Source organism: Bradyrhizobium sp. SZCCHNR1002 (genome assembly GCF_032381435.1).
GTDB lineage: Bacteria > Pseudomonadota > Alphaproteobacteria > Rhizobiales > Xanthobacteraceae > Bradyrhizobium > Bradyrhizobium aeschynomenes.
Map to the genome: position 1 here is coordinate 233,169 of NZ_JAUHIS010000001.1, position 13,277 is coordinate 246,445.

At 66.0% G+C, this 13,277-nt stretch carries 8 protein-coding genes; 4 read left to right on the forward strand and 4 right to left on the reverse strand.

All coding sequences use genetic code 11. The features are described 5' to 3' along the window. Nucleotides 1–504: 504 nt before the first annotated feature. From fabI to QX108_RS01080, 4 genes are read right to left on the reverse strand one after another with little or no spacing between them, the layout of a single operon-like run. Complete coding sequence (fabI, locus tag QX108_RS01065) at nt 505–1,332, reverse strand: enoyl-ACP reductase FabI (protein WP_315784789.1); 828 nt, start codon at nt 1,330–1,332, stop codon at nt 505–507. A 12-nt stretch (nt 1,333–1,344) separates the two neighbouring features. After that, on the reverse strand, nt 1,345–3,702 hold the full coding sequence (locus QX108_RS01070) for a DUF3141 domain-containing protein (protein ID WP_315784786.1): 2,358 nt from the start codon (nt 3,700–3,702) through the stop codon (nt 1,345–1,347). Nucleotides 3,703–3,717: 15 nt separating this feature from the next. Continuing rightward, the gene (locus tag QX108_RS01075) at nt 3,718–4,944 is read right to left on the reverse strand and encodes an acetate/propionate family kinase (protein ID WP_315784783.1); all 1,227 of its coding nucleotides are present in this window, start codon (nt 4,942–4,944) and stop codon (nt 3,718–3,720) included. A 3-nt stretch (nt 4,945–4,947) separates the two neighbouring features. Then, a complete protein-coding gene (locus tag QX108_RS01080) occupies nt 4,948–6,369 on the reverse strand; it encodes a bifunctional enoyl-CoA hydratase/phosphate acetyltransferase (RefSeq protein ID WP_315784781.1) in 1,422 nt (473 codons plus the stop codon). 241 nt (nt 6,370–6,610) lie between these two features. Here QX108_RS01080 and QX108_RS01085 point away from each other — a divergent pair, with 241 nt between their 5' ends. The 4 genes from QX108_RS01085 (at nt 6,611) to QX108_RS01100 (ending at nt 13,269) form a co-directional block, all read left to right on the forward strand. Continuing rightward, nucleotides 6,611–8,239, forward strand: coding sequence for an inorganic phosphate transporter (locus QX108_RS01085; RefSeq protein WP_315784778.1), 1,629 nt, complete (start codon nt 6,611–6,613; stop codon nt 8,237–8,239). Nucleotides 8,240–8,241: 2 nt separating this feature from the next. Beyond that, the gene (locus tag QX108_RS01090; protein ID WP_315784775.1) at nt 8,242–9,249 is read left to right on the forward strand and encodes a transporter; all 1,008 of its coding nucleotides are present in this window, start codon (nt 8,242–8,244) and stop codon (nt 9,247–9,249) included. Nucleotides 9,250–9,261: 12 nt separating this feature from the next. Next, complete coding sequence (locus QX108_RS01095) at nt 9,262–10,620, forward strand: carbohydrate porin (protein WP_315784772.1); 1,359 nt, start codon at nt 9,262–9,264, stop codon at nt 10,618–10,620. A 723-nt stretch (nt 10,621–11,343) separates the two neighbouring features. Then, nucleotides 11,344–13,269: a hypothetical protein gene (locus QX108_RS01100; protein WP_315784769.1), complete on the forward strand. Its 1,926-nt coding sequence runs from the start codon at nt 11,344–11,346 to the stop codon at nt 13,267–13,269. The last annotated feature ends 8 nt before the right edge of the window (nt 13,270–13,277 follow it).

Below are 13,277 nucleotides of genomic sequence, written 5' to 3' on the forward strand. Positions count from 1 at the left end.
GATGGGTCGCTACTGACAGCTACGTCTTCTGAAAGCAATCAGCCAGCAGGGTGAGGCTACTCGCTATTCCGCTAATATCATCGATCGCTCGACTTGGGCTAGCCACAGGCGCATCCGGCACAAAAGCTCCACGACGTTACACTGTGAACTGCCGACCTTGGGCGCCGCTTGTATTTGCTCGCTTCTGAACCTGCAAGCAGACCGTTATGAGCGGTGGTATATCGTTCAGATTTGTTGATTGTTTTTGTTCGATCTTAACCGCGTTCGTGACCGTTTGACCGCTTCGTTTCCGGTGCGAAACAGGTGCGGCTGAGACGCAGCTCGACGTTCAGGCTGGCAATCCTGATGTAGCTAGCTAAAGTTCGATCTCCTCGCATCTAGCATACTGAGCTTGCTATGCCGCACACTGCTCGAGGCAGCGGATCTGTTCCGCCATTCGGAGGGCAGATCTCTCGCGGCCCAGCCGGTCCGCCGGCGGCGGCAGATGTTCGGGGCAGTCCGGCGTCAGGCCACATTATGCAGGCCGGCGTCCACGTAAATAGTGTCGCCGGTCATGCCGGACGCGCCGTCGCCGACCAGGAAGGCGACGACGCGGCCTATCTCGGCGATGTCAACCAGACGATGGCCGGGGCTGCGGGACACGGCGGCTTCGATCAGCTCATCGAAATGGGCAATGCCGCTGGCGGCGCGGGTGCGCAATGGGCCGGGTGAGACGGCGTAGACGCGGATGTTCTTGTCGCCGAGCTCGGCCGCGATATAGCGCACGGCGGCCTGCAGCGAGGCCTTGGCAAGCCCCATGACGTTGTAGTTGCTTACGACCTTGTCAGCACCGTAGTAGCTCATCGTCAGCAGCGCGCCGCCGCTGGTCATCAGCGGCTCGGCGGCGCGGGCGAGCTCCAGGAACGAATAGACGGAGATCCGCATTGCGCGGGCGAAGCCGTCGGCGGAGCAGTCGATGACGCGTCCGTGCAGGTCGTCCTTCGGCGCGAAGGCGATCGAATGCACGACGAAGTCGAGCCGGCCCCAATCCTGCTTGATGCGCGCGAACACCGCTTCGAGCTCGTCCGGCTGCTCGACGTTCAGCGGCAGCAGCAGGCTGGCGCCGATCTGCTCCGCGAGCGGGGTAATGAAGTCGCGGGTGCGCGCGTCGGCATAGGTCAGCGCCACCTCGGCGCCGAACGCTCGCAGCTTGGCGGCGCAGCCGAAGGCGATCGAGCTCTCGTTGGCGACGCCGACCACGAGGCCGCGCCGCCCTTTGAGCATGTCGCCGATCCGGTCGTCGGGATTCCACACGGTCGGCAGCGGATCGGGCGAGCGGGTGGTGTCGGGCATGATGCTCTCCTGTCAGGCGACGTCGCGGATCGCGCCGTTCTCCCTCAGCGGATCGTCCGACACCGCGGCGAGCGCCAGCGGAGGCAGGCCGAACGCCTCGCGCAGCCGCTGCAGGGTGCGGATCGTGTTCGGCTCCATGTCCTCGACGCTGCCCGCGATGAACTCGACCACGTCGATGGCGCGGTTGCGGTCGTCGACATCAGGCAGCAGCTCGCTCAGCGTCTTGATGGCCTGCTCCGGCTCGAACTCGACGATGATCGACTGCTCGCGGATCAGCGCGGCGCGGCGCTCGGCGCCGAGGGAGGCGAACGGCTCGTCCCTAGTCAGCACCTTGGCGGAGCGCTCGAGCCGGTCGCGGCGCACCGAGCCGCGCGATTCCGCGAGCAGGATCAGCATCCGGATCACCGCCTCCTCGAAGCCGCCGCGATCGATGCCCGGCAGGATCGCCTGCACCTCGGGCAGGAAGCGCAGCTCCTTCGGCTCGCGGTGGACGCGCTGGAAGGCGTGGGTCGAGGCGATCGCATCCATCAGCGGCGAGCTGTAGATCGACAGGAACGTCGCCTCGTAGAGGCTGTCGCGGATGTCACGGGCCGCGTCGAAGGCCTGGATCACGCTCTTGGCCCAGAACTGCTCGAGCGCGAGAAACGGGTTCGATGGTGCGGCCGGCGTCCGCGCCGCGCGCGCCTCATCCGCCGCCTCGCGAATGGCTTGTGTCACAGCGTTGTCGTGGCCGAGGGCGCGGCGCTGCAGGCGCGCAGGATGCGTGTCGCTGATCAGTCTGGCCATCTCATCCGTCACCACCGACTGCACCAGCGGGCGGGCGGTCAGGTCGTACAGCTCGGCGCCGAGCTCGGACAAGCGCGCGACGGCGGCAAAGCCGCGTTCCTCGCTGCGGTCGTTGTCATCGATCGCCAGAATGTCGGATATCCTGCGCTCGTGGAACGAGACGTGGAAGCGCGCATCGATGCCCTCGCCGAACTGCTCGTCGATCGTCATCTCGTAGAGCCCGGGCGCCAGCGCCTCGATTGTCTTCATCGTCGAGGCGACCTCGGCGTGCTCCTTCCTCGCGATCGACGACGACACGAAGATGCCGAGATGGCCGACCTTGTCGTGCACCATGTAGATGATCCGCTGGCCGCGGATGCGGATCTCGTGCTCGTCGGCATAGGTGTCGACGATCCAGTTCAGCGCCTGCTGCGGCGGGGTGATGTTGTCGCCCCAGCTCGCGAACACGATGATCGGCGAGCGGATCGCCTTGAGGTCGAGCTGGCGGCCGCGCTCGATGCGAGCCTCGCCGCGCGACAGCCGGTTGCCGATGAACAGCTGCTCGACGATCCAGCGGATCTCCTGCTCGTTCATGAAATGGAAGCCGCCCCACCAGCGCTCGAATTCGAGGAAGCTCGCGCGGTTATTCTCGGGATTGGAATAGAGGTCGAAATACTTACCGAAATAGTTGCGGCCGGGATTGAGCATCTCGAAGTTGGATACGAGGTGCACGCCGTCGAACTCGCCGGCACCGAGATCGGACAGCACGAGTGCCGGCAGGATACCGCCGAGCAGGCCACCATTGTAGCGCATCGGGTTCTCACCGAGCCGGCCCGACCAGTACGCGACCGGCGCGCCGTTGACGACGAGAGGCCCGGTGATGTCGGGATTGGCCGCGGCCAGGACCAGCGTCGCCCAGCCGCCCTGGCAGTTGCCGACGATAATCGGCTTCGGCGCCTCCGGATGGCGGCGATGCACCTCCGCGATGAACTCGGCTTCCGCGCGCATCACGTCGGCGAGTGTCTGGCCCGGCTCGGGATGCGGCCGAAACACGACGAAATAGACCGGATGCCCGTCATGTAGGGCGACGCCGACCTGGCTGTCCTGCTTGAAGCCGCCGATCCCCGCGCCGTGTCCGGCGCGCGGGTCGATGATCACATAGGGCCGCTTCCACTCATAGGTGACGACGCCCGCGGGCGGCAGGATCTTGAGCAGCATGTAGTTGACCGGCCGGGGCAGGCTGCGGCCGTCGAGCGCGACCTCGTGGTCGTAGATCAGGACCGGCGGCGTGCCGGCGGCCTCGTGCTGGGCATCGTTGTCGGCGCGCTCGCGCAGCACGTCTAGCGTCAGGGCCATCCGCTGGCCGGCGTCGATCCAATAGTCCCTGACATGGTCGAGCAGCTTGCCCTGTGCCGCGCCGCTGAACGATTGCGCGAGACCCGCGCCCTCGCTGATCAAATCCTGCACCCGCTTGCCATGCTCGCGGGCGAACTTCTCCAGGTGCCGGCTGAAGCTCTGCGAGACGCGCCGCGTCTGCGTCGTCGTGATGCCGGCCGCGCCGAAGGAGCGGGCAAGCGCGGTGGCGGGGCTGTAGGGCGACGACATCGATGTTTCCTCTGGTCAGGCGGTCAGGCGCGTGAGCGTCATCGAGTCCGCGGGGGCTTGCATCAGGCCCAGGATCTCGGCGGTGTGCTCGGCGATCATGCGGTCTTCATCGGTCGGAATGACGAGCACGGCCACTCGGGAGCCGGGCTGGCTCACGGTTTGCGCGTTGCCCGCATTGGCCTCGCGGTCCAGCGCGATGCCAAGCCAGGCCATGTCGCCGAGGATCTGCTCGCGCACGTGCCAGGCATGCTCGCCGATGCCGCCGGCGAACACGATGGCGTCGACGCCGCCGATGGTGGCGGCGAGCCCGGCGATCTCGCGACGGACCCGCGCAACGAAGTAGTCGATCGCCTCGCGCGCCTCTGGCGCGTCGGACGCCTCCAGCTCGCGCATGTCGTTGGAGAGACCCGACAGGCCCCGCAGCCCGGAATTGTGATAGAGCATGTGGGTGATCTCGTCGGCGCTCATGCCCTTCTCGGTGAGCAGATAGAGCACGACGCCGGGATCGAGCTGGCCGCAGCGTGTGCCCATCGGCAGGCCGTCGAGCGCGGTGAATCCCATGGTCGAGGCGATCGAGCGGCCATCGCGCAGCGCGCAGACCGAGGCGCCGTTGCCGAGATGGGCGATGATGACGCGTCCCGACGCGAGGTCAGGCGCAACGCTGCGCAGCCGCCGCGAGACATATTCGTAGGACAGGCCGTGAAAGCCGTAGCGGCGCACACCCTCGTCGTAGAGCCATCGCGGCAGTCCGAAGGTATCGGCGATGAACGGGTGCTGGCGGTGGAAGGCCGTGTCGAAGCAGGCGACCTGCGCCGCGTCGGGAAAAGCCTGCAGCGCCGCTGCGACGCCAGCGAGATTGTGCGGCTGGTGCAGCGGCGCCAGCGGCACGAATTGCCGCAGGCGTTGCAGCGTGTCGGCGTCGATCACGACCGGCTCGGCATGGTCGGGCCCGCCATGCACGACGCGGTGGCCGATCGCGACGACGTGACAACCCTGTTCGTGTTGCCGCAGCCAGTCGATCGCCAGAAGGAGTGCAGCGCCGTGATCGACCGTGCCCCTGGGCGCATCGATCGGCTGCATCTCGGCGGGCCCGCCGGCCGGGCCGGCCTCGAACGTCGTGTCGTCACCGATATCGTCGATATGGCCTCTGGCGACCGCGCGCAGCGCGCCGGCGCCGATCTCATAGGCTGCGAACTTGATCGAGGACGAGCCGGCGTTGACGGTGAGAATGACATCGGTCATCGGCTACTCCGCCGCCATCGCCTGCGCAGCGCCGGTGAAGGCGCGGCCCTCGCGGCGCCAGTGATGGTAGAGCTGCGCCAGCGCGCAGGAGGCGAGCCGGGCGCGGTCATTGTCGGCGCGGCTGGTCAGCATGACCGGCACGCGTGCGCCGACCACCAGACCCGCGGCTTCGGCGCGCGCGATGAAGGTGAGCTCCTTGGCCAGCATGTTGCCGGCCTCGAGGTTCGGCACGATCAGCACATTGGCGTGCCCGGCGACCAGCGAGGCGATGCCCTTGGTCTTCGCGGCTTCCATGTCGATCGCATTGTCCATGGCCAGCGGGCCATCGACGATGCCGCCCTTGATCTGGCCGCGTTCGGCCATCTTCGACAGCACCGCGGCGTCCAGGGTCGAGGGGATGTTCGGATTGATGGTCTCTACTGCTGAAAGCACGCCGACCCGGGGACGGTCGAGCCCGCAGGCGCGTGCGACATCGATCGCATTCTGGATGATGTCGACCTTGGCCAGCAGATCCGGCGCGATGTTGATCGCGGCGTCGGAGATGAACAGGATCTCGTCGAGGGTGGGTACGTCGAGCGCGAACACATGACTGATCCGGCTCGTGGTCCGCAGTCCGCCATCCTTCTTCACGACCGCTGCGAGCAACTCGTCCGAATGGATCGCGCCCTTCATCACTGCGCCGGCTTCGCTCGCCAGCACCATCGCGACGGCGCGGGCGGCGGCGGCACGATGATCGGTCTCGGGCACCAGCACCCAGCCGCTGATGTCGGCCTCGATCGCGCGCGCCGCCGCGGAGATGCGATCGGGATCGCCGATCAGCACCGGATGGATCAGGCCGCGTTCGGACGAGAGCAGGGCGCCAGCCAGCGAGTTGTGATCTTCCGGGCAGACGATGACGGTCTTGAGCGGCGGCAATTGCGCGGCGAGGTCGATCAGCTTGGCGAAATGATCGGCATGGTCGACGATCAGCGCCGGCAGCTCGCGCACGGGCCTCTCGATCGCGATCATCGGTGCGTCGACCTCGGCAAGCCCCGCGCAGACGAGGTCGCCGGCCTGGTCGGTGATGTCGGCGCGAAACACCGCGATGGGCTGCTCGCGCTTCTCACAGCAGGTCACAGTGATGCGCAGGCGGTCGCCGACATGCACGCGCTTCCTGAATTCGAGTGATTGCGAGCGATACAAAGTACCAGTGCCGGGCATGACGTTGCCGAGCACCGCCGAGATCAGCGATCCGACCCACATCGAGGGTGCCACGACATCTTTCGTGCCATGATTGGTGCTCCCGTCCGGCAGCACCAGCGGGTTGGTATTGCCCGAAACATGGGCAAACAGGACCAGGTCCTGAATCGCGCATTTGCGCTCGATGGACGCGGTGTCGCCGACCTTGAGCTCCGCCCAGGTCTTGTTGCGTATGGTCGGTGTCATTTCGCGCTCCGTTGCCGAAAGTCGCATCACTCGACGGCGTCTGTCGGCACGTCTGCTGCGTCTTTTGATGGACGGAGCGGCGGCGTGATACGGCTAGCTCTGGCTATACGATCCAAGCGTGACGGCTGATTGACTGCGTCGTCCGTCAAGCGTTCCGATCGCGGTGCGACCGTGTGTCATCTGCGCTTTAAATCCGCGCTCCACAATCGGGCTTCCCAAGTATGGGGTAACGGGGAGCCACATGGCCGAAATCACAGTCAACCAAGCCGTCGGCGACGAGCGGCCAATTCAGCCGGCCGGACTGCCAAATCTCGACAAGGGCTTCAACCCGCTGACGATGATCCTCTTCCTCGGCATTCTTGCCGCCGGACTGATGTTCGTCGCCTACAGCATCTATGTCGACGTCGACGCTACCGGCATGAAGGTGACCACCTACCTGCCTTACATGCTGCTGTTCGTGGCCCTCCTGATCGCGCTCGGATTCGAGTTCGTCAACGGCTTCCACGACACCGCCAATGCGGTCGCGACCGTGATCTACACCCATTCGCTGCCGGCCGAATTCGCCGTGATGTGGTCCGGTTTCTTCAATTTCCTCGGCGTGCTGCTCTCGAGCGGCGCGGTCGCCTTCGGCATCGTCTCGCTGCTGCCGGTCGAGCTGATCCTGCAGGTCGGCTCCAGCGCCGGCTTCGCCATGGTATTTGCGCTCTTGATCGCCGCCATCGTCTGGAATCTCGGCACCTGGTATTTCGGCCTGCCGGCGTCGTCGTCGCACACGCTGATCGGCTCGATCATCGGCGTCGGCGTTGCCAACGCGCTGCTGCGCGGCCGCGACGGCACCTCCGGCGTGGACTGGAGCAAGGCGACCGAGATCGGCTACGCGCTGCTGCTGTCGCCGCTCGTCGGCTTCCTCTGTGCCGCCGCGCTGCTCTACATTCTCAAATTCCTGGTCCGCAACCCGGCTCTCTACGCCGCGCCGGAAGGCGTCAAGGCTCCGCCGTGGTGGATTCGTGGCCTCTTGATCCTGACCTGCACCGGTGTGTCCTTCGCACATGGGTCGAACGACGGCCAGAAGGGCATGGGCCTGATCATGCTGATCCTGATCGGTACGGTGCCGACCGCCTACGCGCTGAACCGCACGCTGCCGGAGTCGCAGATCGCCAAATTCCAGGAGACGTCGCAGGCGGCCTCCAAGGTGATCGCCGCCAAGGCCGCCGGCTACAACGTGATCGGTGATCCGCGCCCTGCCGTCACGCTCTACGTCTCTCAGCGCAAGATCAACGAGGGCACCTATCCCTCGCTCGCCGTGCTGGTGAAGGATGTCGGCGACCAGGTGCGGACCTACGGCTCGCTGAACAAGGTGCCGGCGGAAGCGGTCGGCAACACCCGCAACGACATGTACCTGGCCTCTGAGGCGATCCGCTTCCTGATGAAGGACAAGGAGAATGACCTCAACAAGGACGAGATCGCGACCCTGAACGCCTACAAGGCCTCGCTCGACGGCGCGACCAAGTTCATCCCGACCTGGGTGAAGATCGCGGTGGCGATCGCGCTGGGCCTGGGCACCATGATCGGCTGGAAGCGCATCGTGGTCACGGTCGGCGAGAAGATCGGCAAGTCGCATCTGACTTACGCACAAGGTGCCTCGGCCGAGCTCGTCGCCGCCGCGACGATCGGCGCGGCGGACGTGTTCGGCCTGCCGGTGTCGACCACCCACGTGCTGTCATCGGGCGTCGCCGGTACCATGGCGGCCAACGGCTCCGGCCTGCAGATGGCGACCGTCCGCAACCTGCTGATGGCCTGGGTGCTGACCTTGCCGGCGGCGATCCTGCTGTCGGGCTCGCTCTACGTGATCTTCAGCCGGATCTTCTGAAGATGCGCGCGGACAGGGCGACGCTTGCAGCCGTGACGGCGCCGCCCCTCGAGGGGCTGGTGTGGGCCTTCCGCTTCACCGCGGACGGCACGCCCCAGCCGCTCGCCAACGACCAGCCGTTTCATCTCGATCACGACGGCTGGTATTGGCTGCACTTCAATCTGGCCGATGCGCGCGCCGTGCATTGGCTCAGCAATTCCGAGCTGCCGCCGGCCGCGCGCGCCTTGCTGCTGTCGAAGGACAGCTTTCAGCAGTTGCATGGCACCGAGGACTGCGTGCATGGCGTGATCGCCGATCTCGCGCGCGACATCGGCGGTTCGACGGAGGAGGCGGGGCGGCTGCGCTTCGTCATGACCGAGCGTCTCTTGGTCAGCGGACGTCATCACGCCCTGCATGCGGTGGACGTAACGCGGCGGTCGCTCGAAGCCGGTCAGCGTGTGCCGAGCGCAGCCGTACTGTTCGAGCGGATCGTGGAAAATGTCGCCGAGGCGATGGAACACATCGTCGACGGATTCGAGCAGCAGCTCGACGAGATCGAGGAGAAGCTGCTGTCGAACGAGGGCGACAACCAGCTTCCCGCGCTCGGCCGCCTGCGCCGGACCTGCGTTAGAGTGCACCGGCATCTGTCCGAGCTGCGCATCGTGCTGCATCGCTTCGACCGCAATGCGCCGTCCGACACGAAGCCCGCGCTGCAGCTGCGCGCCCGCAATCTCGCCGAGCGGCTCGACGCGCTCGATCATATGGTCGTCGAGCTGCGCGACCGCAGCCGGCTGCTGCAGGAGGAGCTTCATCTGCAGATGGAGGAGCAGACCAACAACAGCCTCCGGATCTTGTCGGTGCTGACGGCGCTGCTGTTGCCACCGACGCTGGTGACCGGCATCTTCGGCATGAACACCAAGGGATTGCCGTTCACGGACTCCGAGACTGGCTTCATCTCGGCCGTTCTGCTGATGGCGCTCGCCGCTCTCGGCTCGCATGTCTTGATGAAGCGCATCGGCCTGATCAGATAGAGCGAGCGTCGCGTGACTTTTCGAGCGTCGGTCAGAGTGCAGGTCTCGTCGTTCGCATTTGCATTGCTGGCAGCCTGCACGCTGTGGCCTGGGGCCCGGGCCGACGATCGAGCTTCCGTAGCGGGGCAACAAGATCTCCGGCAGCAGCTCGCTGCTTGGGGCATCCAGTTCAACCTGACCTATATCGGCGAGACCTTCGCCAACCCGATCGGCGGCGTCCGCAACGGCGCGATCTATACCGGGCGGCTCGATATCGGCACGACCATTGACCTGGAGAAGCTGGTCGGCTGGGGCGGCGCGACCTTCCACGCCAACGCCTTCCAGATCCACGGCGACGGCCTGTCGCGCAGCTATGTCGGCAATCTGATGCTGGTGAGCGGCGTCGAGGCGCTGCCGGCCAGCCGGCTCTACGAATTCTGGGTCGAGCAGGCGCTGCTCGGCGGCAGGCTTCAGGTCCGCGTCGGCCAGCAGCCGTCCGACATCGAGTTCATCGACAGCAGATATGACGACCTGTTCGCCAATTCGGCGCTGGGATGGCCGGGGATCACCGGCATCATCCTGCCGAGCGGCGGGCCATCGCCGCCGCTCGCGGTGCCCGGCGTCCGGCTCAAGGCACAGCTGACGGAGAAGCTCGTCGGCTATCTCGCGGTGTTCAACGGCGATGCGGCGCCGCCAGGCCCCGGCGATCCTCAGCTCAAGAATCCACACGGCATCCTGTTCCGGGTGCAGGACCCGCCCTGGGTGATCGGCCAGCTCAGGTACAATTTCGAGCTCGGCGCGACGGCCTTGCCCGGCACCATCGCGGCCGGCGCCTGGTATCATTTCGGCTCGTTCGACAACCAATATCTCGACTCCGCCGGCCGCTCGCTGGCCGATCCGCTCAGCTCCGGAGAGCCGGCGCGGATGCGCCGCAATCAGGGTGTGTTCGGCGTGGTCGAGCAACTGCTGATGCGGAGCTCCGTGGATCCCGCGAAGGGCGCCGGCCTGTTCATCAGGACGTCGGTCAGCCCCTCCGACCGCAACCTCATCAGCTTCTACATCGATGGCGGCATCCAGTTCACCGGCTTCAGCGTGGCACGGCCGGACGACAAGTTCGGCATCGCCGCGACCTACGCGCGGATCTCCCGCGATGTCCGCCGCTACGATCAGGATCTCCAGCTGTCCACCGGAATAGCGACGCCGGTCCGCGATTTCGAAGCCGTCATCGAGGCGAGCTACTCGTTCCAGGTCACTCCCAACGTCGCAGTCCAGCCGATCGTCGAGTATGTCATGCATCCCGGCGGCGGCGCGGTCGACCCCAGCGATCCGACCCAGACACGGCGCATCCGCGATGCGATCGTATTCGGCGTCCGCACCACCGCGGCCTTTTGAGGGCCGATGCTCGCAAGATGCGGCGGCCGCTTCCGGGCGTGAAACTCGCAAATCCGAGGCGCACCGTCATGGGGTTCGGAAAATAAAAAATAGACTTGCGTTTTTCCGTAAGGTGTGGTTTTGTCCGCTCATCCCGCCTCATTCGGAAGGGGCGTTGCGCGCGATCGTCACGACACGCGAGGCGGGGATGCGATGGCCGCGAGAGCTCGCAGCATGTCCTTGTCGGGCGTGCGGACGAACGAGCATTTGCGGACGGTCAAGTCGCGTGGTCCTGGCCTCCCGAAGCTGAGGTCAAGTTCGCGCCGCTACTGACGCGCGGCGCTGACGACGGTGGCCAACAAGCCGGCGCACCGGGGAGATCGCGAAGCAGCCGTAAGCCTGTCGCGCAGGGAATGCCGGAGTGTCGGCTGAACCTGTGGTACCTGCCGCCTGCATTTTCTTTCGCAGGCGGGCCATGGGCGAGGCCTTCGCCCGGCATTCCCTGCGCCCTCCTGCATGTCATGAGGGTATGCGATACGCATGGCTCGGGCTCCATCCGCCGCGAGAACGCATCACCTTATTCCGAACTGAAGACATGCCAGCAGCAGTGCATCCCGGCGCATGGCATGACGTGCGCTCTGCTGTGAATGTGACAATTCAGTGAATGATCCAGCGCAAACACTCTTCATCTGCGGCTGCTACCAACGCGTCGCGTAACGATGACATGGATGATGACACGGGCCCATGAAGACTGAAATCGTCAAAGAGCTCGGACAAGCCGACATCCTCCTGCCACGTCTGGTGGCCGAAGGGTTGGCCGCCAACGATCGCATCAAGCTCCGCCTCAGCGCGTTGCAGGCCGCGGTCCAACATGCAAGAGACCCGCGCGGCGACGTGCCCGATCTCACGCTGGAAAGCCGCGCAGCCGGACTTGCCCACGCAGCCCTGGTCACGCTGATCGGCGGAGCCCATCTCGCCGGCGACGACAAGGTCGTGGCTCCCGGGCTCGCGCCGCTCCTGAAAGGCATCGACAGCGACATTCTCGCGATGATCAGCGCCGTTGCCGCGGGCGACACGGCGAGCGGCCAGCAATTCGACAGACGTCTGGCCTCGATCCGCAGCGCCGGGCATCTGGATGCGACACCGGAGATCGAGATCGCCCGCATCGGCCGGTTGACGGGGGTCGATCATGACGGGCCGGACAGCCTGCACCGGCTGGTGATGGACCTCCACAAGGCGCTGAACCGTCTGGCCGCGAGCCATTCCGAGCAGGTCATCGCCGGCGCGCATGTCTTCGGCGTGCAGGAGGGCGATCGCGCGCCGATCGAAAGCTTCATGCGCGGCCTCGGCGAGACGCGACCGCTCAAGTTCAACCACCCCGGGCTCGATGCCACCGCGATCCGGGCCGGCGAACGCCTGGTGATCCAGAACGACATCGGCACGACGGACGCGCATGTCATCGTCATCGTGGTCACGGCCAGCGCGGTGACGATCACCTACACGGACGTTCACCTGGCCCGCGCGAAATTCTTCGTGTCGCTGTTTGAAGGTCGTGCGCTGAAATGGAGCGGTCTCGACAAGCATGCGGCTGCCGGACTCGAGGACGAGGGGACCTTCTACCTCGTCACGGGATCCTACGAGTATGGCGGACCCGACGATCGCGACGACCTGCTGGCCGCCATCGGGGCGTCGCTGGTGTTCCTGATCGATTGGAACAAGGCGCGCAAGCTGCTGCGCAGCTGGGTCGCCAAGACCGATGCGGTTCGCATTCTAGAATGGGCGGCGCGCCAGCGCATCGGCCACCGCGGCTTCCTGGAACTCGGCGGCAACGAGCTGCTCGGTGCAGCCGTGCGCAGCGCCGCGCCGACGCGGATCGGTTTCGGCGAGCGACTCGATCAGGTGCTGGGACGGGAGGCCGCGATCAGCTTTCTCAAGGCATGCCTGCAGATCTCGACCGAGGCGCTGCTGGAAGGACAGTCGTCGCGACTCGCGCGCGACCGGATCGGCGCTGATCTCGTCAGGCATCTGGACCGCGTCGACAGCGGATTGCTCGCCATGGTGCTGCGGCAGATCGGTCTGTCGCGGGACGTCGCCGCGCTGGTTCAGCAATGCCTCGCGATCAGCGAATCTGGTCCCGTCGCGGTCAAGCAACTCGCGCAGCGGGCCGGCCGCATCGAGCAGAAGGCCGACAGGATCGCCATCGAGGCACGTGCGGAGATCACCCGGCTCAATGCGCGGCCGGTGATCGGCGATCTGGTCGACCGGGTCGAGCAGGCGATCGACGAATTGGAGCAGGCCGCGTTCATCGCATCTCTGACGCCGGGCCAGATGAAGCCGGAGATCGGAGCCGCACTGCAGGCGCTCGCCGGAATTGGGGTGACTGCAACCGAGCATGCAGCGGCCGGCCTCGCCGCGGCGGCCGAGGTTCAAGAGGGCCGCCGCGCGGACTCGGAGGATGCTTTGGCGGCCGTCGCGCGCCTGATGGATGCTGAGCATCAGGCGGATGCGAGGGAGCGCGAGATTACGGCGCTGGTGTTCTCCGGTGGCCTCGACGTCACCGCCTCGCTCGCAGCGCTGGAGCTTGCGCGTGCGATCGAGCGCGCCACCGATTGCCTGGCGAGCTTCGGCCATTTGCTGCGGCGCTATACGATGAGTGACCTCTCGGCGTGAGGAATGAT

Bases quoted from the DNA above. Each gene is read 5' to 3' on its own strand.
- fabI (WP_315784789.1), bottom strand. From the start codon at position 1,332: ATGCCCGACACCACCCGCTCGCCCGATCCGCTGCCGACCGTGTGGAAT.
- QX108_RS01070 (WP_315784786.1), bottom strand. From the start codon at position 3,702: ATGTCGTCGCCCTACAGCCCCGCCACCGCGCTTGCCCGCTCCTTCGGC.
- QX108_RS01075 (WP_315784783.1), bottom strand. From the start codon at position 4,944: ATGACCGATGTCATTCTCACCGTCAACGCCGGCTCGTCCTCGATCAAG.
- QX108_RS01080 (WP_315784781.1), bottom strand. From the start codon at position 6,369: ATGACACCGACCATACGCAACAAGACCTGGGCGGAGCTCAAGGTCGGC.
- QX108_RS01085 (WP_315784778.1), top strand. From the start codon at position 6,611: ATGGCCGAAATCACAGTCAACCAAGCCGTCGGCGACGAGCGGCCAATT.
- QX108_RS01090 (WP_315784775.1), top strand. From the start codon at position 8,242: ATGCGCGCGGACAGGGCGACGCTTGCAGCCGTGACGGCGCCGCCCCTC.
- QX108_RS01100 (WP_315784769.1), top strand. From the start codon at position 11,344: ATGAAGACTGAAATCGTCAAAGAGCTCGGACAAGCCGACATCCTCCTG.